The sequence below is a fragment of the Streptomyces sp. NPDC048424 genome (genome assembly GCF_040651555.1).
Classification (GTDB): domain Bacteria; phylum Actinomycetota; class Actinomycetes; order Streptomycetales; family Streptomycetaceae; genus Streptomyces.
The window spans coordinates 42149-60644 of record NZ_JBEZKE010000014.1 but is presented as its reverse complement, the minus strand read 5'-3'; the positions used below and the strand labels follow the sequence as shown (position 1 = coordinate 60644).

Genomic DNA, 18496 nt, shown 5'->3' with positions numbered 1-18496 from the left:
TTTCCGGCTTGTGGATTCCGACATGCGGCAGGCCGTCTTGACGCGCGTAGAAGCTCCACGTGCGGCTGACCGCCGTCCCCGCCGGGCGCTGAAGGCGGGCACGGCGGGGACGGCGGCCGAGGTGGTCAGGCGCGGGGGCGGCGCCGCAGCAGCGGGTCCGACAGCGCGGGTGGCACGTATCCGGCATCCCGGGAGGACAGGTTGGTGCCCGGCGGCACGATCTTGTCGATGCGGTCGAGCACGTCCGTGCTCAGCCGTACCCGATCGGCGCCCAGCTGGCTCTCCAGTTGCTCGAAGGTACGCGGTCCGATGATGGCCGAGGTGACGGCGGGGTGCTCCAGGACGAACGCCAGGGCGAGCTGGACCAGGGTCAGTCCCGCTTCCTCGGCGAGCTGGGCCAGCGCCTCGGCGGCGTCCAGTTTGGCCGCGTTCTCGGGGTCGGCGATGTCGAAGCGGGCGGCCTGCCGGTCGATGCGGCTGGACGTCGGCTGTTCGGCACCCTTGCGGTAGCGGCCGGACAGCCAGCCGCCGGCGAGGGGACTCCAGGTGAGCACGCCGAGTCCGTACCGCTGGGCCACCGGCAGGACCTCGCGCTCGATGCCGCGCGCGAGCAGCGAGTACGGGGGCTGCTCGGCCACCACCCGTTCGCGGCCGCGGCGCTCGGCGAGCCACTGGCCCTCGACGATGGCGGAGGGCTCGAAGGTGGACGTGCCGATGTAGCGGATCTTGCCCTGGTGGACGAGGTCGCTGAGCGCGCCCAGCGTTTCGTCGAAGTCGGTCTCCGGTTCGGGCCGGTGGACCTGGTAGAGGTCGATCCAGTCGGTACCGAGCCGGCGCAGGCTGTTCTCCACCTCGCGGATGATCCAACGGCGGCTGTTCCCCTGCTCGTTGGGGTCGCCGCCGAGGCTGCCGTGGAACTTGGTGGCCAGCACCACCCGGTCCCGTCGGCCTCCGGCGAGCGCCTTGCCGACGATGGTCTCCGACTCGCCCGCCGAGTACACGTCGGCCGTGTCGACGAAGTTGATGCCCGAGTCGAGGGCCCGGTGGATGATGCGGACGCCGTCGGCGTGGTCGGTGTTGCCGCGGGCCCCGAACATCATGGTGCCCAGACAGAGCGGGCTCACCTTGACGCCGGTGCGTCCGAGCAGGCGGTGGTCGGTCATCGTGCACTCCCGTTGACGAGTTGATCGGTGAGGGTGTCGGCCGGGGCCTGACCCGGCGGACGGAGGTAGGCGGCGCCGTGCCGGTAGGCGTCCCACAGGCGCCGGTACGGTCCGTGGGCGGCGAGCAGTTCCGTGTGGGTGCCCGTCTCGACGACGGTCCCGGCGTCGAGGACCACCACGCGGTCCGCGCGGGCGGCCGTGGTGAGGCGGTGGGCCACCACGACGGTGGTGCGCCGCCGGGTGAGGGCCTCGACGGCCGCGGTGACCCTTCGTTCGGTGGCGAGGTCGAGCGATGCGGTCGCCTCGTCGAGCAGCAGGATGTCGGGGTCGACCAGTTCGGCCCTGGCGAGGGCGAGCAGTTGGCGCTGGCCCGAGGAGAGGCCCCGGCCGCGCTCCCCGATGCGGGTGAGGTAGCCGTGCGCGAGCGTGGCCACCATCTCGTGGGCCCCGACGGCCCGGGCGGCCGCCTCCACCTGCGCGTCGGTCGCGTCCGGCCGGCCGTAGGCGATGGCGTCGCGGACGCTGCCGCCGAACAGGTGCGGCTCCTGCGGGACGATGCCCAGCCGGCGGCGGTAGCCCGTCAGGTCGAGTTCGCGCAGGTCGTGGCCGTCGACGCGGACGGCTCCGGAGGCCGGGTCGTAGAAGCGGGCGAGGAGCTTGACCACGGTCGACTTGCCCGCGCCGGTGGTGCCGACGAGGGCGACGGTCTCGCCCGGGGCGATGCGCAGCCGGATGCCGTGCAGCACGTCCCGGTCCGATCCGCCCGCGTAGTGGAAGGACACGTCGTCGAACTCGATCTCCCCGCGCAGCGCCTCGACGGGCCGTGGCGCGGACGCCGGCGGCGTGCCGACGGGCGTGCGCATCAGGGTGCGCAGACGGCTCATGCCGACGACCGCCTGCTGGTATCCGTCGAAGACCGGGGACAGCTGCTGGATGGGGGCGAAGAACAGCTCGACGCAGAGCAGGAACGCGATCAGGGTGCCCGCGGTCAGCCCGCCGGAGACCACCTGGCCGGCGCCGACGGCGAGGACGGCGGCCGTGGCCAGCGTGCCGAGGAACTCGACGAAGGGGAAGAAGGTGCCCATGTAGCGCTGCGCCCGCAGCCGGGACTCGCCGAACGCCCGGGCGAGGGCCGCGAAGTCGTCCGCGTTGCGCTGTTCCCGGCGGAAGGCCTGGGTGATGCGCAGGGCTCCGACGTTCTCCTGGAGGCAGGCGTTGACCGTGCTGATCTGTTCGCGGGCCTCCAGATAGGCGGGGACCGAGTAGTGCCGGAAGAGTGCGGTCGCCACGAGGAGCGGCGGCAGCGCGGCCAGCAGGACCAGGGCCAGCTGCGCGTCGATGACCAGCAAGGACACCAGGACTCCGAGGACCGTCAGCAGGCTGACGACCGCCGTGATGAGACCGGTCTGGAGGAAGTTCGACACGGCGTCCACGTCGGTGGTCATCCGGGTCATGATCCGGCCCGCGAGTTCCCGTTCGTAGTAGTCGAGGCCGAGCCGCTGCAGTTGGGCGTACGTCTTGACCCTCAGGGTGTACAGGAGGCGCTCGCCGGTGCGTCCGGTGGTGCGGACCTGGGCGATGCCGAGCAGCCAGTTGGCGGCGACGACCGCGGCCGCCGCGGTGGCGGCCGCCAGCAGGACCCCGCGCGCGTGGCCGGTGACGCCCCTGTCGACGCCGTGCCGGACGAGTACGGGTACGGCGATCTGGGCGAGCGCGTCCACGGCCACCAGCAGGAGCCCGCCGAGCAGCGGGATCCGGAAGGGGCGCAGCAGGGAGCCGAGGCGGAAGGCCGGGTCCCCCGCCACGGCCTGTGCGAGCGGGACGCCGGGCTCGGCGGCGGGCATCGGGATCCTCGCGAGGGCGGCCAGCAGCTCGGGGGCGGGCGGGGCCGATCCGAGCACCCCGCTGCCGGGTCCGCCGCGGCCGGGGCCGGAGGCGGCGGCCTGGGCGAGTGCGTTCGCGGCGCGGACCGCGGTGCCCTCGTGGTGGGCGGCTGCTTCCCCGTCGGGGCCTCGCCACAGTTCCTCGGTGACGCCGCCGACCGGGACGCCGGAGGGGCGGGCGGCCCCGGTGGTCGCGTCGGGGGCGTCGGCGTGGTCGGGTCCCTCGGGGTGGCCCAGGGTGGACAGCAGGGACCGGAAGAGGGGCGAGCGGGCGCGCAGTTCGTCCGGTGTGCCGATGTCGGCGATCCGGCCGCCGTCCATCAGCGCGACGCGGTCCGCGAGTTCCAGGGTCGACTCGCGGTGGGCCACGATGAGCGTGGTGCGGCGGCCCGCCCCCTTGAGGCCGGTGTGGATCTCCGATTCGACCCGGGCGTCCAGGGCGGAGGTGGCGTCGTCCAGGACGAGCACGGCGGGGTCGACGAGCAGGGCGCGGGCGAGGGCCACCCGCTGGCGCTGGCCGCCGGAGAGGGTGAGGCCCTGTTCGCCGACGACCGTGTCGTATCCGTCGGGGAGCCGGTCGATGAACTCGTCGGCCCGGGCGAGCCGGGCCGCCTCGCGGACCTGGGCATCGGTCGCCTCCGGGATCCCGTACGCGATGTTGGCGCGGATCGAGTCCGAGAGGAGCAGGCTCTCCTCGAAGACGAAGCCGATCCGGGACCGCAGGGAGGCCAGGGCGAGGGTGCGTACGTCGTGGCCGCCGACGGACACGCTGCCCGACCGGGTGTCGTAGAAGCGGGGCAGGAGCGCGGCGACCGTGGACTTTCCGCAGCCGGCCGGGCCGACGAGGGCGAGCGTCTCCCCCGGCCGTACCTCCAGGGTGAAGCCGGACAGCAACGGAGCGGCCTCGCCGTAGCCGAAGGTCACCTCGCGCCAGGCGAGGGCCGGTGCGCCGGGTCCGAGGTCGCGTGCGCCGGGCGCGTCGGCGATCACGGGTGCCTCGTCGATGACCTCCAGGACGCGTTCGGCGCCCGCCCGGGCCTGCTGCCAGACGGTGAGGAGGGTGGCGACCTGCCGCACCGGGGTGACGAGGGCGCCGAGGTAGGCGGTGAAGGCGAGGAAGGTGCCCAGCGAGAGGCGGCCGTCGATGGCGAGCCAGCCGCCGAGGGCGAGGACGGCCACCTGTCCGAGGGCCGGTACGGCTTGCAGCGCCGGGTTGTAGCGGCTGGTGAAGTCGACCACGCGCAGGCGGGAGGCGAAGAGCGCGCGGACGCGTTCGTCGAGGCCGCGCAGTTCACGGCGCTCCTGGCCGAAGCCCTTGACGACGCGCACCCCGGTGACGGTGGCCTCCACGGCGGAGGCCACCTCGGCGGCCTCCTGCTGGGCGTGCCAGTTGGCGGGGAAGAGGGTACGGCGGCTGTGCAGGGCGATCAGCCACAGGGCGGGCCCGACGATCAGGGCGACGACGGTGAGGAGCGGTGAGAGCCACGCCATGAAGACGAGGGAGACGCCGAACATCAGCACGTTGCCGGTGAGGTTGGGCAGGAACTGGAGCAGGGTCTGGATGAGGGTGATGTCCGAGATGGACCTGCTCACCACCTCTCCGGTGCGCAGGCTGTCCTGCTGGGGTCCGCCGAAGCGCAGCAGGGCGGCGAAGGCGTCGTTGCGCAGGTCGTACTGGACTCCGAGGGAGAGCCGTCCCGAGCGGTAGCGGCGGACGAAGGACGCGCCGAAGCGGACCGCCCCGAGGCAGGCCAGGAGCGCGATCCAGGGTGCGAGGGCGGCGCCGTCGGCGGCGGCGACGTCGTCGACCACGTGACGCAGCACGAGGGGCAGGGTGGCGGCCGCGACCGCCGCCACCGCGGCGGCTCCGAAGGCCAGCACGACGTCGGTGCGGTGGCGCAGGCTGTAGCCGAGGAGTCGCCGGGCCCAGCCTTCGGCCGCTGGTCCGCCGACGGGGCCGGCCGCCGCGTCGTGCGCGGTGGCCGGCTCCGTCGTGGCGGTGGGACAGCCCGTCATCGGGCCTCCACCAGGCCGATGCCGGGGTGGCCGGCGCCCGGGGTGGGGGCGTCGAAGAGGCGGTTGGCGGGGCGCGGGAGGCCGTAGTGCTCGCGCAGGGTGGTGCCGGTGTACTCGGTGCGGAACAGACCGCGTTCCTGGAGGATCGGGACGACCTGGTCCACGAAGCGCTCCAGCCCCGAGGGCAGTACGGCGGGCATGATGTTGAAGCCGTCGGCGGCTCCGCTGTCGTACCAGTGCTCGATCGTGTCGGCGACCTGCTCGGCGGTGCCGGCGAAGGTGCGGTGGCCGCGGCCCCCGCCGAGCCGGCCGATGAGCTGCCGTACGGTGAGCCGCTCGCGGCGGGCCAGTTCCACGACGAGGGTGTAGCGGCTCTTGGCGCCTTCGATCTCGTCCTCGGTGGGGATGTCCTCGGGCAGTTCGGCGTCGAGGTCCAGGGCTTCGGGGTCGATGCCGAGCCGCAGGGCGAGCTGCCGCTTGGCGTACGCGGGGACGATGAGCCGGTCCAGTTCGGCGTCGAGTTCACGGGCCTCGGCCTCGGTGTCGCCGATGACGGGGACGATGCCGGGCAGGATCTTGATGCCGTCCGGGTCCCGGCCGAGGGCGAGGGCGCGCCGTTTGACGTCCTTGTAGAAGGCGATGCCCTCGTCGAGGGTCTGCTGTGCGGTGAACACCGCCTCTGCGTAGCGTGCCGCGAAGTCCTTGCCGTCCTCGCTGGAGCCCGCCTGGACGAGCAGGGGGTGGCCCTGGGGGGAGCGTTCCACGTTGAGCGGGCCGTCGACGCGGAAGAACTCGCCGCGGTGGTCGATGGGGCGGACCCGGTCGGCGCGGGTGTGGACGCCGGCTTCCTTGTCCGCCACGACGGCGTCGTCGGCCCAGCTGTCCCAGAGCTTCGTCGCGACGTCGAGGAACTCGGCGGCGCGCCGGTAGCGGTCGTGGTGCAGCGGGGTGTCGTCGAGGCCGAAGTTGCGTGCGGCTTCGGCGCCGGCCGTGGTGACGATGTTCCATCCGGCCCGGCCGTTCGAGACGTGGTCGAGGGAGGCGAACCTGCGGGCCAGGTTGAAGGGTTCGTTGTAGCTGGTGGAGGCCGTGGCGATGAGTCCGATGCGGCTGGTGGCCGCGGCGAGCGCGGTCAGCAGGACGGTCGGCTCCAGTTTGCTGGAGGGCCGCCGGCCGGGGTCGTTGTAGAGGACGGGGCTGTCGGCGAGGAACACAGAGTCCAGCAGGCCCCGTTCGGCGATGCGGGCGAGGTTCTGGTAGTGCGCGAGGCCGGTGCCGCCGTCGGCGGGGCTCTCGGGGAGCCGCCAGGACGCCTCGTGGTGGCCGACCGACATGAGGAAGGCGTTGAGGTGGAGGTGCTTGCGCTCAGGCGTTCGCGACATCGGGGTCGTCCTTCTGGTGGTCAGGGTGGTGGTCGGTGGGTACGGGGTGCTCGGACACGCCGAGGGCGGCGAGCAGGGTGTCCCGGTACTCCTGGAAGCGCGGGTGGCGCCGGCTCCTGGGGGTGGGCAGGTCGACGGCGAGGTCGACGCGGATGCGGCCCTCGTCGAGCACGAGCACGCGGTCGGCCAGCTCCACGGCCTCGTCCACGTCGTGGGTGACGAGGAGGACCGCGGGGCGGTGCCGTTCGTAGAGTTCGCGCAGCAGTCCGTGCATGCGGATGCGGGTGAGGGCGTCCAGTGCGCCGAACGGCTCGTCCGCCAGGAGCAGTTCGGGGTCGCTCACCAGGGCGCGGGCCAGGGCGGCGCGCTGCTGTTCGCCGCCGGACAGCTCGTGGGACCAGGCCCGCTCCCGGCCCTCCAGGCCGACTTCGGCGAGGGCCCGTACGCCGCGTTCGCGGACGCCGGGTCCGCGCAGTCCGAGGGTGACGTTGTCCAGGACCCGCAGCCAGGGCAGCAGGCGGGAGTCCTGGAACGAGAGGGAGACCCGCTCGGGGACGGTCAGTTCGCCCGATCCGTCGACGTCGTGGTCGAGGCCGGCCACGGCGCGCAGCAGGGTCGACTTGCCGGAGCCGCTGCGGCCCAGCAGTGCGGTGAACTCACCCGCGCCGATGGTCAGGTCGAGTTCCTTGAGGACGGTCCGGTCGCCGAAGCGGCGGACCAGTCCGCTGGTGCGCACCGCGGCCGGGGCGTGGTCCCGTACCCGGGTGTCGGGGTCGGCGGTCAGCCCGCCAGCGTACGTCGCCATGACAGGGCCCTCCTTTCGATCGCGCGCACCAGCGCGTCGGAGGAGAAGCCGAAGATCCCGTAGGCCACCAGGCCGACGATGATCACGTCGGACTGGGCGTACTGCTGGGCCTGGAACATCATGTAGCCGATGCCGCTGGTGGCGTTGATCTGCTCGACGACGATCAGGCCCAGCCAGGCCGAGGTGACGCCCAGCCGCAGCCCGACGAAGAATCCGGGCAGGGAGCCGGGAAGGACCACCTTGCGCAGGAAGCGCCACCGGCTCAGGCCCAGTACTTCGGCGAGCTCGACGTGGCGGCTGTCGATGCCGGTGAGCGAGGCGTACGTGTTGATGTACATGTTCACCGCGACGCCCAGGGCGATGACCGTGACCTTCATCTGCTCGCCGATGCCCAGCCAGAGGATGAGCAGGGGCAGCATGGCCAGCGACGGAATGGCGCGCTTGATCTGGAGCGGCCCGTCGACGAGGTACTCGCCCGTGCGGCTGAGGCCGGCGAGCACGGCGGCCGCGACCCCGGCCAGGACGCCGAACAGCAGGCCGAGACCGGCGCGTTGGAGCGAGATGAGTACGTTGCCCTGCAGGCGGCCGTCCGCCACCAGATCGCCCGCGGTGGCGATCACGGTGCCGGGGCCGGAGAGGATGCGCGGGTCGAGGAAGCCCCCGGCGGAGGCCGCCCACCAGACGGCGATGAGCAGGGCGGGCCCCAGGAGCCGGCCGAAGGGGACGCCGCGCCCGGGTCCCAGCCGCCGGGCCCTGCGGGCCGCGGGACGCGCGCGCGGGGCCGCCGGGTCCGAGGGCTCCGCCGGGATGCCCGTCCGGTCCGTCACCGCTGGGGGCGGCGCGGCCCCGGGCCGGTCCGTGACGGCCTCGGCCGCCGGGGCCTGCACGCGCAGACCCGTCAGTGCCTCGCTCATGCGCCCTCCCGGAATCCGGCCGGCACGGCGGCGGCCGCGAGGCCCTCGAACCGGCGGTCGAACAGCGCCGCGGCGTCGACCTTCGGCACGAAGCCGCCGTCGGCCATCAGGTCCGCGGTCTCCTGCTCCCACGCGATGGCCTTGTCCCAGCTCGTCGGGAACCGGGGCTTCGCGAGGGAGTCGACGATGCGCCGGCCGTCGGCCGCGCTGACGCCCTGGTCCTTGACGTAGTACGCGTCGATCCACTGGTCGGAGTTGTCCCACGCCCAGGCCACGCCCTGCGCCCAGAGGGTGACGTAGCTGCGTACGGCTGCGGCTTTCGCCGGGTCGTTCAGGACCTCCAGGGGCGCCCACAGGACGGTGAGCAGGTCGACCACGTCGGTCGGTACGCCACGGGCCCCGTCCTTGCCGTACTGGGTCAGGTACTTGGTCAGCGTCGGCTCGCCCAGCGGCGCTACGTCGACCTGCTTCGACTGGAGCGCGGTGAGGAACTGCGTGCTCGGCAGGGCCACCAGCTGGACGTCGGAGTTGGCGAGTCCGGCCTTCTTCAGGGCCCGCAGGACGACCACGCCCTGGGCCTGTCCCTGGGAGAAGGCGATCTTCTTGCCCTTGAAGTCCTCGGCGGTCCTGATGGACGAGCCGGGCGCCGTCGCGAAGGTGTAGGTGGGGTGGTGGCGTTCCTGCACGGCGACGATCCGGGCCTTCACACCGATGGCTTCGGCCTGGATCGGCGGAATTCCGGCATTGCTCGCGACGTCGATCGAGCGTGCCCGGAATCCCTGGATGATGTCGGGGCCGGCGTTGAGGTTGATCCAGGAGGAGACCTTGAAGGGGAGGTTCTTGTCGAGTCCGGACGTGGCCAGTTGGATCTGCGAGGTCCGCACCGCCACGGCAAGTGATGTTCCGGCGGGCGGCGGCTCGGTGGGCAGCTCGCCCACGGGCCCGGAATGGGCCGCGTTCGTGGTCTGAGGGGCACATCCGGCGGCGGCCAGAAGGGCGCCGCCGGCGAGGGTGAGGAATCCCCTGCGCCCCCATCGGGGCGAGGAAGAGCGGGAGGGCATGGATGTTCCTGTTCTCATGACGGGGGTTCGCCTGTCGCCGGAGTTCACAGGGAGTGGTAGGTGCCGTTGTGGAAGAGCAGGGGCCGACCGTCCGCTGCCTGCCAGGCCTCCGCGACGCGCGCCACGACGATGTGCGCGTCTCCTGCGGGCACGAGCTGTTCGACGGTGAGCCGCAGCCAGCCGGTGACCCCGTCGAGGACCGGCTCGCCCTGCGGCAGCCGGTGCCATCGGGTCGGCGCGGCGAACCGGTCGACGCCACTGGTCGCGAAACGCCTGGCCAGGTCCTCCTGGGCGGAGCCGAGGAAGTTGACCACCACGGACCCGGCCCGTTCCAGGTGCGGCCACGAGGAGGAGCTCTTCGCGATGCCGAAGGAGACGAGGGGCGGCTCGAGCGACACCGAGGTCAGCGAGGTGGCGGTGAAGCCGACCGGGCCCGCCCCGGAGTCGGCCGTGACGACCACGACCCCGCCCGGGTAGGCGCGGAAGATCTGCTTGAAGCGGGCCGGCTCGACCAGGCTCGCTGTCGGATGCGAGGACAAGGAAATGCTCAATGTTCCCCCAGGGTGAATGGTGACCTTCGCTGCCTTTGCGCGGCGTCCGCCGGAATCGGCGGTAGGGAAAAGGGCAGCAGGAAGCGGATCACGGCGAAATGGGCGCGGCAGAGCACGGACCGGCGCAGACCGGTCGAGCTCAGAAATGCCGAGGAAAGGCGTACGCGAAAGGAAGGGCGCAGCGCGTCGTGACGGCAGTGGAAGCGCCGCCTGCTCTCATGTCAACAACAGGAGCGGTGCGCGTACCGTCGGTTCCTCTGCGGGCTTCTCATGAATCCATCCTCCCTTTCGGGAGACGACCCGGTCAACAATGCAACTTTCTGAATTAAATCGATTTCCCGAGGTCGCGGTGTCCGGGGTCAGGACACGGCCGGCAGTGCGGGCCACGGACCCAGCGGGTCGTCGTGCAGGGCGCCCAGCGCGACGGCCGCACCGGCGGTGGCGAGCACCGAGCCGGTGAAGCTGCTCGGCACGACGGACCTGGCCGCGTCGTCGCACACCACGGACCGCGCCTCCACCTCGGCCCGCAACTCGTCCATGGCCGCGGGCAGTCGGCCCGTTCCCGGTTCGACCACGACCAGCACCTCGGGATCGAACATGTCCAGCAGCACCGCCGCCGCCCTGCCCGTGAGCCTGGCCCGCTGCCGGAACAACTCCGCCGCCACGGGATCACCCGCGACGGCGAGGTCGAGCAGTTCGGTGAACCCGGCCACGGGCAGGCCCCGTTCGGCGGCGCGGCGCACCATGGCCGACTCCGAGACCCCGGACTGGAGGCAGCCGGCCGTACCGCAGGTGCAGCACGCGCCGGAGGAGGCGGTGCCCACGGGCAGGTGCGCCACGTTGCCCGCGCCGAAGCGCGGCCCCTGGTGCACGGCTCCCGCGGTGACGAACGCCGCGTCGACGACGTTGCCGACGAACAGGACGACGGCACTGCTGCGGGTGGCCGCCTCGCCGAAGAGCTGCTCGGCGCGCGCGAGGGCCCGCGAATGACTGTCGAGGTGCACGGGCACCCCGGTCGCCCTGGCGAGCTCGTCCCGTACGGGGACGCCCCTCCAGCCCAGTTGGGGGTGGTGCACCACGGTTCCGGCCTCGGGATCGACCCAGTGCCCGGTGGCGACGCCGAGGGCGAGTGCCGTCCGCCCCGACCCGTGCGCGGCCAGCAGCCGGGGCAGCCCGGCGGCCACCCGGGCGAGCACCCGGCCGGGTTCGGTGCCCTCGTGGGGGCGGCGCTCCTCCGCGAGGATCCGCCCGGTCAGGTCCATCAGGGCGAGCGTCGTATGGGGAACCGCGATGTGCGCCCCGGCGACGAGGAAGCGACTCGTGTCGATCTCCAGCGGGATGTACGGGCGGCCCAGCCCCCGGGGGCCCGCGGTCTCGGGGCCTTCCCGCACCAGCCCTCTGTCCAGCAGAGCCGCGCAGTGGCCGCTGACCGCCGCGGGCGAGAGTCCGGTGAGCCGGGCGACGGTGCTGCGGGCGACGGGGCCGTGGTCGAGGACGGCGCCCAGCACCGCCCCGGTACCGGATGCCCTCCGCAGCGGGTTCGCACCGGCCGGCGGGATGTCGGAACGGCGCAACGGGGTGAGGCGGTTGGCTGAGGTCTTCAATTGGTCCACTGGGGCCTTCCAGGTCCTGTGCGGTGGCACGCGACACCTGGGCGCCGGATCCCGCTCGCGGCGGGCGGGCGAGTCCGGGCACGGGCGTGCGCAGGAAGCTCCGCGGAGGGAGCGCTGTTCACCAGAACGCGGGGACACTGCGGGAGTTCAGGCTCCGGGCCCGCTGCCGGGCAGGACGAAGACGAGGGATCCGCGCGGTCGCCGTACGGTCAGGACCACTGACACGCGGCGGAGCAGACACGCTTCAGGTCGACATGACCTCGTGTCGTCAGAAGCGCGGATCGGTACATGGCGCGCAACATATCCGGGGCGGTGCGAGCCGGTCAAACGGTCGCCCGCACCGTGGACACCCGTCCGACCCGCCGTTCAGGCGGCCGCTTCGCCGGGACCGAGGACGGCCTCGACGTCGACCACGACATCGACGGTGGCGCTGACGACCACCCCGCCGTGGTCGACCACGTCGTTCCAACTCACGCCGAAGTCGTGCCGGTTGATCCGCGTCGTGGCGGAGAAGCCGGCGCGCCGCCTGGGCCCGAGGTCCCGGCCTTCTTCCCACCAAGGGGTGTCCCACTGTCCCAGGTAGGTGACGTCGAAGGTCACGGGGCGCGTCACGCCGCGGACCGTGAGATCGCCGGTGACCTCGAACTCGGTGCCGCTCAGCTGGTGTACCCGCGATCCGACGAACGTCCAGGTCGGGTGGTGTTCGACGTCGAAGAAGTCGGCGCTGCGCAGATGCGCGTCGCGCTGGGGCTGCCCCGTGTACACCTGCGTCGCGTCGGCCGTCGCCTCGATCCGCGCCTCCTCCGGCTTCTCGGGATCGAACTCCAGCAGGCCCTGCACGTTCTTGAGCTGCCCGCGCACGTGGGTGACCATCATGTGCCGGGCGCGGAACTCCGCCGCGGTATGGCCCGGCTCGAAGAACCACTTGGTCACGGCCATGCGCGCTCCAGGCCGATGTGCTCGTGGTCCGTCGTCGCTGTCACCCGATGTCACCGGTGACAGCGGTGAGAGCGGTGAGAGCGGTGACAGGGGTGACAGCGGTGTCCGTTGACGCCGTCGACGAGGAGGGACACGCCGATGCCCAGCAGCCATACGTCCTTGGCCAGCGCGATTCCCTGCTCGGTGGGCCGCAGACTGCCCTCCTCCCGCATGCCCGGCGTACGCAGGTACAGCCCGAGGGTGCCGGCGGAGAAGGCCGTCACCGCGGCCCCGGCGACAGCGGCGGGGACGACCGGCACGAGCAGCGCCGCCGCGATGGCGAGCTCCCCGGCGGAGAGCAGCCGGACGAACTTCCGGGCGTCCTGCTCGCCCAGGAAGGGGTAGGTGCCGGCCGCGAACTGATGCAGTCCCTCGGCGGTGGCCTCGTCCGCGCCGAGCTTCGAGAGGCCGGAGCTCAGGAAGAACGTACCGGCCGTCAGCCTGAGCGGAAGCTGCCGCGCCAGGGAATCCCATGCCCAACCGAATGCCATGCGGAACCTCCCGGGAATGACCCCACCTACCACCCTGCCACCCCTTCGGACCATGTCAAACGGGCGTCGATCCGCCCGGCCGGGCGGGAACCGCCGACCGGGTCAGCGCCCGGCGCGCACGAGCCACTCGGCGATGAGGGCGCGCAGGAGGTCCGGCTGCTCGTGGGGCAGGGCGTGTCCCGCGTCGTCGACCACGGCGAGCGAGGCGCGCGGGTGCTGGTCGAGCAGGTCGATGGCGGCGGCGTACCCGACCGTGGAGTCCAGCCGCCCCGCCACCACCACCGTCGGCCCCGCATAGGCCGACGCGTGACCGGGCGCGTCATCGGGGGTGAGGGCCCACCGTGCGCCGATGCGCTCCAGCGCCGCCTCGTCGACGAGCGCGGCGGCCGGGGCCACGTACCGCTCGTACCGTTCGAGCATCTCCGGAGTCCGGATCACGAAATAGCTCCGGAAGACGTCGTCACCGAGCTCCCCCGATCCGACGACGGCGCGGTGCTCCGGTACGTCGCGCACTCCTGGCACCAAGGGGCAGACGAGCGCCAGACCGGCGACCTGCGCCGGGCGCCTCGCCGCCATCGCCTGCGCGTAGTACGCACCCGCCGAGTGACCGACGAGGAGGTGTGCGGCCCCGTCCGTGACCTCGTCCGCGAAGTCGAGCAGCGTGTCGAGCACGTCGTCGGCGCTGCGCAGCGTTTCCGGGGCGGCCGTCCGGCCCATTCCGGGGAGGTCGGGATAGATCCGCCGGAGCCCCTCGGCGCCCTCGAAAACCGGCTCGAAGCAGGCCTCGGTCTCGCGGTGGTCGACTCCGGCGCCGTGGAGCACCAGCACGGGCCGACCGGCCCCGTGCTCCACGTAGTGGACCGGCACCCGGCCCACGCTGATCTCCATTCCCGCATGCTAGACGCGCGGGCCCTGGACAGCCGGAAAAAACTTCGGGCGAGGATGTCGAGAACCCGTGACCGGCTCCGTCCCAGGGGTGAAGGCGACCACAATGGGTCGCACCGCACCGAGGAGAATCACCATGGCCAAGTACCTGCTGCTCAAGCACTACCGCGGCGCCCCGGCTGCCGCCAACGACGTCCCCATGGACAAGTGGACGCCGGAGGAGATCACGGCGCACGTGCAGTACATGCGCGACTTCGCGACCCGGCTCGAGGGGACCGGCGAGTTCGTCGACGGTCAGGCGCTCGCCCCCGAGGGGACGTGGGTCCGCTACGACGGCGAGGGCCGGCCGCCGGTCACCGACGGGCCGTTCGCCGAGACCAAGGACCTCATCGCCGGCTGGATGGTGATCGACGTCGACAGCTACGAGCGCGCCGTCGAGCTGGCCGGGGAGCTCTCGGCCGCCCCCGGGGCGGGCGGGGAGCCGATCCACGAGTGGCTGGAGCTGCGCCCGTTCCTGGCCGCGCCCCCCACCATCGCGGAGTCCTGCCACTGATGGACGAGGTCCTGCTCAGGAGCCTCACCCCGAGCGTGCTCGCCGTCCTCGTCCGCCGCGGAGCCGACTTCGCGGCGGCCGAGGACGCCGTACAGGACGCGCTGGTCGAGGCCGTCCGCGTCTGGCCGGAAGACCAGCCGCGGGATCCGAAGGGCTGGCTGATCACCGTCGCGTGGCGCCGGTTCCTCGACGCGAGCCGGGCGGACACCGCCCGGCGCCGCCGCGAGGACCTCGTCGAGGAGGAACCGGCGCCCGGCCCCGCGCCCGCCGCGGACGACACGCTCCAGCTCTACTTCCTGTGCGCCCACCCGTCCCTGTCCCCGTCCTCCGCCGTCGCGCTCACGCTGCGGGCTGTCGGCGGGCTGACCACCCGCCAGATCGCCCGGGCCTACCTGGTGCCCGAGGCGACCATGGCCCAGCGCATCAGCCGGGCCAAGCGCACCGTCTCGGGCGTGCGCTTCGACCAGCCCGGAGACGTGGCCACCGTGCTGCGCGTCCTCTACCTCGTCTTCAACGAGGGCTACTCCGGCGACATCGACCTCGCCGCCGAGGCCATCCGGCTCACCCGGCAGCTCGCCGCCGCGATCGACCACCCCGAGGTGGCCGGACTGCTCGCCCTGATGCTGCTCCACCACGCCCGACGCGCCGCACGGACCGCGCCCGACGGCAGCCTGGTGCCGCTCGCCCGGCAGGACCGGGGCCGGTGGGACACCGCCTCGATCGCCGAGGGGGTCGCGATCCTGCAGGCGGCCCTGGCCCGCGACCGGCTGGGCGAGTTCCAGGCCCAGGCCGCCATCGCGGCACTCCACGCCGACGCGCCGACCGCGGAGGAGACCGACTGGGTGCAGATCGTCGAGTGGTACGACGAGCTCGCGCGCCTGACCGACAGCCCGGTGGTCCGGCTCAACCGCGCGGTGGCCGTGGGCGAGGCCGACGGTCCGCGCGCCGGCCTGGCGGCGCTCGCGGCGCTGGACGAGGCACTGCCGCGCCACGCGGCGGTGGCGGCGTACCTCCACGAGCGCGACGGCGACCTGGCGACGGCGGCACGCCTGTACGCCGAAGCGGCGCGCAAGGCCCCCAACACCGCCGAGCGCGACCACCTCACCCTCCAGGCCGCCCGCCTCAACACCCGCCTGCGCCCCTGACGTCCCGAGCACCGCAGACCTCAGGTGTCCTGAACACGTTAAGTTGAACGCGTTCAAGGATGGGGGTCGCGATGGAGGAGGACCGTAAGGTGGCCGGCCGGCAGTGGCGGTTGGCCGTGGCAGGGGTCGTGGCGGCCGGGATCGCGGCAGCCCTCGGGCTCGTGATGGGCCCCTACCTGGGCGGATACTTCGTCCTCAGCGCGGGCGCCGCCGCCTTCCCGCTCGTGATGCGCGACTGGCCGAAGGGCTTCTCCCGGGCTTGCCTCGCCGCCGCGGCGGGCCTGCTCGCCTGGTCCTTGATCGGTGCCGTCATCGGCATGTCCTTCTTCATTCCGGCGGCCCTGTTGCTGTTCGTCGCGGCCTTCGCGGGCTCGACTCCACCAGCCGGGGACGCGACCGGGACTTCAAGCAGGGCAAGGAACGGCTGTGGGACTTCGGCGCCACACGGGTCGAAGTCGCCGAGTACCCCGTCTCCGTTCGCGGACGGCTCCTACGGCGTGCCGGGGAGCCGGACCGTGACGAGGAGACCGCCGTCGGGGCGGGGGACCAGGTCGAGGGTCCCGTCGTGGGCGCGGACGATGCTGTGCACGATGGCCAAGCCGAGGCCGACACCGGCGTGCTCGTCGGTGCGTACGCGTTCCGTTCCGCGCTGGAAGGGTTCGATGAGGGTCGGTACCAGTTCCGGTGGGAGCGGACGGCCCGTGTTCTCGACCCGCAGCACGCTCGTGTCGCCGTGCGCCTCGGTGCGGACCGTCACGGTGCCGCCGGCGGGGAGGTTGTGGACGATGGCGTTCTGGACGAGGTTCGTCGCCATCCGCAGCAGGAGCTCCGCGGAGCCGCTGGTGCGGGCCGCCCCGCCGGTGACGTCGAGTGTGATCCGGCGCTGTTCGGCGAGGGGCAGCAGCGCTTCGGCTGCTTCTTCGGCGATGAGGGAGAGGTCGACGCCCTCGCGGCGGAAGTTCCCGCGGTCACCGCGGCTGAGCAGCAGGAGGGCCTCGGTGAGGTCGATGGCCCGGGTGTTGACGGCGTGCAGGCGTTCGATGAGTTCGCCCCGGTCCCGCGTGGGGTCCTTGCGGGCGACGTCGAGGAGGGTCCGCGAGATCGCCAGTGGGGTGCGCAGCTCGTGGGAGGCGTTCGCGGCGAACCGCCGCTGTTCGGCGACCCGGGACTCGAGCTGTTCGAGCATCTGGTCGAACGCGTCGGAGAGTTCACGGAACTCGTCCTGGCGGCCCGTGATGCGGATCCGGTGGGACAGCGACCCGCTCCCTGCCATCCGCGCCGCGTCCGTGATCCGGGTCAGTGGTGCGAGCATCCGGCCGGCGAGGAGCCACCCTCCCACGAGGCCGAGCACCAGCAGGAAGACCAGTACCGCGGCTGCCCTCGGGGCGAACACGCGCAGGAGGTTGGACCGGACGGGAAAGACACCGGGGGTGGGGGTGTCGGTGGAGCCGGGGACGATGAGTGCGCGGTCGGGGACGTAGCGCAGGAGGAACACCCACACCGCGGCGAGCAGCAGGACGCCGGCGAGCATGAGGAATCCGGCGTAGCTGAGGGTGAGCTTGCAGCGGACGCTCAGCCCGCGCGCCCTATCCACGGTCCGCGCCCTCGCGTCCGGCCTCCGGGCTCGTGTCGATGCGATAGCCGACGCCGGGCACGGTGGCGATGGCCCATGGTTCGCCGAGCCGTTTGCGCAAGGCGGAGACGGTGATGCGCACGGCGTTGGTGAGGGGGTCGACGTTCTCGTCCCAGGCCCGTTCCAGCAGCTCTTCGGCGCTCACGACCCCGCCTTCGGCGGCGACGAGGACTTCCAGCACGGCGAACTGTTTGCGGGTGAGCGCGACGTAGCGCCCGTCGCGGAAGACCTCCCGGCGGAAGGGGTCGACCCGTAGTCCCGCGATCTCGCGGACCGGGGGCCGGGCGTACCCGCGTCTGCGGTCGAGCGCCCTCAGCCGCAGGACGAGCTCCCGCAGCTCGAACGGTTTGGTGAGGTAGTCGTCGGCGCCGAGCTCGAAGCCGGAGGCCTTGTCGTCGATCCGGTCGGCGGCGGTGAGCATCAGGATCGGGATGCCGCTGCCGGAGGCGACGATGCGCCGGGCGACCTCGTCGCCGGAGGGGCCGGGGATGTCGCGGTCGAGGACCGCGAGGTCGTAGGAGTTGACGCTGAGCAGTTCCAGGGCCGAGTCGCCGTCGCCGGCGATGTCGGCGGCGATCGCCTCCAGGCGCAGACCGTCACGGACCGCTTCCGCCAGGTAGGGCTCGTCCTCCACGATCAGTACGCGCATGGCTGAAGCCTAAGCAACAGGACAGGTCGCAGGCGTCTGCTCAGGCGTGCGGGAGGTGTGCGCCACCAGCGGCGCGATGCCAGCGCGGCCAGTGCGGCGCCGGTGGCGTTGACGAGGACGTCGTCCACGGAGGACACCCGGTCCAGCCGCAGGACGTACTGTGCGGTCTCGATCAGGACCGAGCAGCCCGCTCCGAGCGCCAGGATCCGGGGCAGGGACGCCAGTGCGGCGAACCGCATCGGGGCGAAGAACCCCAGCGCCGCGAAGACCAGCAGGTTGCCGACGGTCCCGAGGGCCCCCATCGTGACCAGGTCCCGCAGCGGTACCAGGCTCACCCGGCCGGGGACGATGCCGGCCCCGGAGCCCGGCATCATGGTCATCCATACGAACGGCACCGTCCCGTGGACGATGCCCACCTCGGCCAGCGACGTCCGCCACGGCGACGCGATGCCGGCGGCACGCCGCCGGCGGGCCGACGCCCACGCCACCAGCACGGCCAACGGCAGTGCGACCAGTGTCATGAGCACCACACCGTTGAACGTGTCGAAGCAGCCGTGCCACCGCCCTGCCATGCACGTCGGAGCGGACATCATGAGCGGCCGCCGTACGACGAACAGGGCGCTCGCCAGGGCGAGGACCGCCAGGCCGAGGAGCACGGTCCTGCGCGCGCGGCGGGACGGTGCCGACAGGGATGCGGTGTGGTTCATGCCCTCATTGGAGACGGAGGGCCGTTGCAGGGGCGTATGCGATTTTCGATACGTCCACGATATGCAC

At 72.6% G+C, this 18496-nt stretch carries 17 protein-coding genes; 2 read left to right on the top strand and 15 right to left on the bottom strand.

The annotated features are described in order from the left end of the window. Positions 1 to 125: 125 nt before the first annotated feature. From AB0D29_RS21040 to AB0D29_RS20990, 11 genes are all read right to left on the bottom strand, one after another. Positions 126 to 1163, bottom strand: coding sequence for an aldo/keto reductase (locus tag AB0D29_RS21040; RefSeq protein ID WP_362856097.1), 1038 nt, complete (start codon positions 1161 to 1163; stop codon positions 126 to 128). Continuing rightward, on the bottom strand, positions 1160 to 5062 hold the full coding sequence (locus AB0D29_RS21035) for an ABC transporter ATP-binding protein (RefSeq protein ID WP_362856095.1): 3903 nt from the start codon (positions 5060 to 5062) through the stop codon (positions 1160 to 1162). The genes AB0D29_RS21040 and AB0D29_RS21035 overlap by 4 nt, the downstream gene beginning before the upstream one ends. After that, positions 5059 to 6444, bottom strand: a complete 1386-nt coding sequence (locus AB0D29_RS21030; protein WP_362856093.1) for an LLM class flavin-dependent oxidoreductase — start codon at positions 6442 to 6444, stop codon at positions 5059 to 5061. Before AB0D29_RS21030 ends, AB0D29_RS21035 begins: the two co-directional genes overlap by 4 nt. Continuing rightward, entirely contained in the window at positions 6428 to 7249 is an 822-nt protein-coding gene (locus AB0D29_RS21025; protein WP_362856091.1) for an ABC transporter ATP-binding protein, read from the bottom strand. The genes AB0D29_RS21030 and AB0D29_RS21025 overlap by 17 nt, the downstream gene beginning before the upstream one ends. Beyond that, positions 7225 to 8163: an ABC transporter permease gene (locus AB0D29_RS21020; RefSeq protein WP_362856089.1), complete on the bottom strand. Its 939-nt coding sequence runs from the start codon at positions 8161 to 8163 to the stop codon at positions 7225 to 7227. The genes AB0D29_RS21025 and AB0D29_RS21020 overlap by 25 nt, the downstream gene beginning before the upstream one ends. Then, the gene (locus AB0D29_RS21015) at positions 8160 to 9224 is read right to left on the bottom strand and encodes an ABC transporter substrate-binding protein (protein ID WP_362856087.1); all 1065 of its coding nucleotides are present in this window, start codon (positions 9222 to 9224) and stop codon (positions 8160 to 8162) included. Before AB0D29_RS21015 ends, AB0D29_RS21020 begins: the two co-directional genes overlap by 4 nt. Before the next feature lie 44 nt (positions 9225 to 9268). Further along, complete coding sequence (locus tag AB0D29_RS21010; protein WP_362856085.1) at positions 9269 to 9775, bottom strand: flavin reductase family protein; 507 nt, start codon at positions 9773 to 9775, stop codon at positions 9269 to 9271. 359 nt (positions 9776 to 10134) lie between these two features. After that, positions 10135 to 11388, bottom strand: a complete 1254-nt coding sequence (locus AB0D29_RS21005; protein ID WP_362856083.1) for an ROK family transcriptional regulator — start codon at positions 11386 to 11388, stop codon at positions 10135 to 10137. Positions 11389 to 11754: 366 nt separating this feature from the next. Continuing rightward, entirely contained in the window at positions 11755 to 12327 is a 573-nt protein-coding gene (locus AB0D29_RS21000; protein ID WP_362856081.1) for a YceI family protein, read from the bottom strand. A gap of 50 nt (positions 12328 to 12377) precedes the next feature. Continuing rightward, a complete protein-coding gene (locus tag AB0D29_RS20995; RefSeq protein WP_362856079.1) occupies positions 12378 to 12857 on the bottom strand; it encodes a hypothetical protein in 480 nt (159 codons plus the stop codon). A gap of 102 nt (positions 12858 to 12959) precedes the next feature. Then, positions 12960 to 13745, bottom strand: a complete 786-nt coding sequence (locus AB0D29_RS20990; RefSeq protein ID WP_362856077.1) for an alpha/beta hydrolase — start codon at positions 13743 to 13745, stop codon at positions 12960 to 12962. 133 nt (positions 13746 to 13878) lie between these two features. On the opposite strand from AB0D29_RS20990, the gene AB0D29_RS20985 reads away from it, so the two are divergent. Together AB0D29_RS20985 and AB0D29_RS20980 are read left to right on the top strand one after the other, a co-directional pair. Next, on the top strand, positions 13879 to 14295 hold the full coding sequence (locus tag AB0D29_RS20985; RefSeq protein WP_030722205.1) for a YciI family protein: 417 nt from the start codon (positions 13879 to 13881) through the stop codon (positions 14293 to 14295). Continuing rightward, complete coding sequence (locus tag AB0D29_RS20980) at positions 14295 to 15440, top strand: DUF6596 domain-containing protein (RefSeq protein ID WP_362856075.1); 1146 nt, start codon at positions 14295 to 14297, stop codon at positions 15438 to 15440. The genes AB0D29_RS20985 and AB0D29_RS20980 overlap by 1 nt, the downstream gene beginning before the upstream one ends. Before the next feature lie 172 nt (positions 15441 to 15612). Here AB0D29_RS20980 and AB0D29_RS20975 read toward each other — a convergent pair whose 3' ends face one another. From AB0D29_RS20975 to AB0D29_RS20960, 4 genes are all read right to left on the bottom strand, one after another. Then, the gene (locus AB0D29_RS20975; RefSeq protein ID WP_362856073.1) at positions 15613 to 15753 is read right to left on the bottom strand and encodes a hypothetical protein; all 141 of its coding nucleotides are present in this window, start codon (positions 15751 to 15753) and stop codon (positions 15613 to 15615) included. 177 nt (positions 15754 to 15930) lie between these two features. Further along, the gene (locus tag AB0D29_RS20970; RefSeq protein ID WP_362856071.1) at positions 15931 to 17034 is read right to left on the bottom strand and encodes a HAMP domain-containing sensor histidine kinase; all 1104 of its coding nucleotides are present in this window, start codon (positions 17032 to 17034) and stop codon (positions 15931 to 15933) included. Next, a complete protein-coding gene (locus tag AB0D29_RS20965) occupies positions 17027 to 17722 on the bottom strand; it encodes a response regulator transcription factor (protein ID WP_362856069.1) in 696 nt (231 codons plus the stop codon). Before AB0D29_RS20965 ends, AB0D29_RS20970 begins: the two co-directional genes overlap by 8 nt. Then, positions 17710 to 18429, bottom strand: coding sequence for a VanZ family protein (locus AB0D29_RS20960; protein WP_362856067.1), 720 nt, complete (start codon positions 18427 to 18429; stop codon positions 17710 to 17712). Before AB0D29_RS20960 ends, AB0D29_RS20965 begins: the two co-directional genes overlap by 13 nt. Positions 18430 to 18496 lie beyond the last annotated feature (67 nt).

What these genes read in the sequence shown, in the direction of transcription:
- AB0D29_RS21040 (WP_362856097.1), bottom strand. Translation starts at nt 1,163, where the DNA reads ATGACCGACCACCGCCTGCTCGGACGCACCGGCGTCAAGGTGAGCCCG.
- AB0D29_RS21035 (WP_362856095.1), bottom strand. Translation starts at nt 5,062, where the DNA reads ATGACGGGCTGTCCCACCGCCACGACGGAGCCGGCCACCGCGCACGAC.
- AB0D29_RS21030 (WP_362856093.1), bottom strand. Translation starts at nt 6,444, where the DNA reads ATGTCGCGAACGCCTGAGCGCAAGCACCTCCACCTCAACGCCTTCCTC.
- AB0D29_RS21025 (WP_362856091.1), bottom strand. Translation starts at nt 7,249, where the DNA reads ATGGCGACGTACGCTGGCGGGCTGACCGCCGACCCCGACACCCGGGTA.
- AB0D29_RS21020 (WP_362856089.1), bottom strand. Translation starts at nt 8,163, where the DNA reads ATGAGCGAGGCACTGACGGGTCTGCGCGTGCAGGCCCCGGCGGCCGAG.
- AB0D29_RS21015 (WP_362856087.1), bottom strand. Translation starts at nt 9,224, where the DNA reads ATGCCCTCCCGCTCTTCCTCGCCCCGATGGGGGCGCAGGGGATTCCTC.
- AB0D29_RS21000 (WP_362856081.1), bottom strand. Translation starts at nt 12,327, where the DNA reads ATGGCCGTGACCAAGTGGTTCTTCGAGCCGGGCCATACCGCGGCGGAG.
- AB0D29_RS20995 (WP_362856079.1), bottom strand. Translation starts at nt 12,857, where the DNA reads ATGGCATTCGGTTGGGCATGGGATTCCCTGGCGCGGCAGCTTCCGCTC.
- AB0D29_RS20990 (WP_362856077.1), bottom strand. Translation starts at nt 13,745, where the DNA reads ATGGAGATCAGCGTGGGCCGGGTGCCGGTCCACTACGTGGAGCACGGG.
- AB0D29_RS20985 (WP_030722205.1), top strand. Translation starts at nt 13,879, where the DNA reads ATGGCCAAGTACCTGCTGCTCAAGCACTACCGCGGCGCCCCGGCTGCC.
- AB0D29_RS20980 (WP_362856075.1), top strand. Translation starts at nt 14,295, where the DNA reads ATGGACGAGGTCCTGCTCAGGAGCCTCACCCCGAGCGTGCTCGCCGTC.
- AB0D29_RS20975 (WP_362856073.1), bottom strand. Translation starts at nt 15,753, where the DNA reads ATGACGGCACCGATCAAGGACCAGGCGAGCAGGCCCGCCGCGGCGGCG.
- AB0D29_RS20965 (WP_362856069.1), bottom strand. Translation starts at nt 17,722, where the DNA reads ATGCGCGTACTGATCGTGGAGGACGAGCCCTACCTGGCGGAAGCGGTC.
- AB0D29_RS20960 (WP_362856067.1), bottom strand. Translation starts at nt 18,429, where the DNA reads ATGAACCACACCGCATCCCTGTCGGCACCGTCCCGCCGCGCGCGCAGG.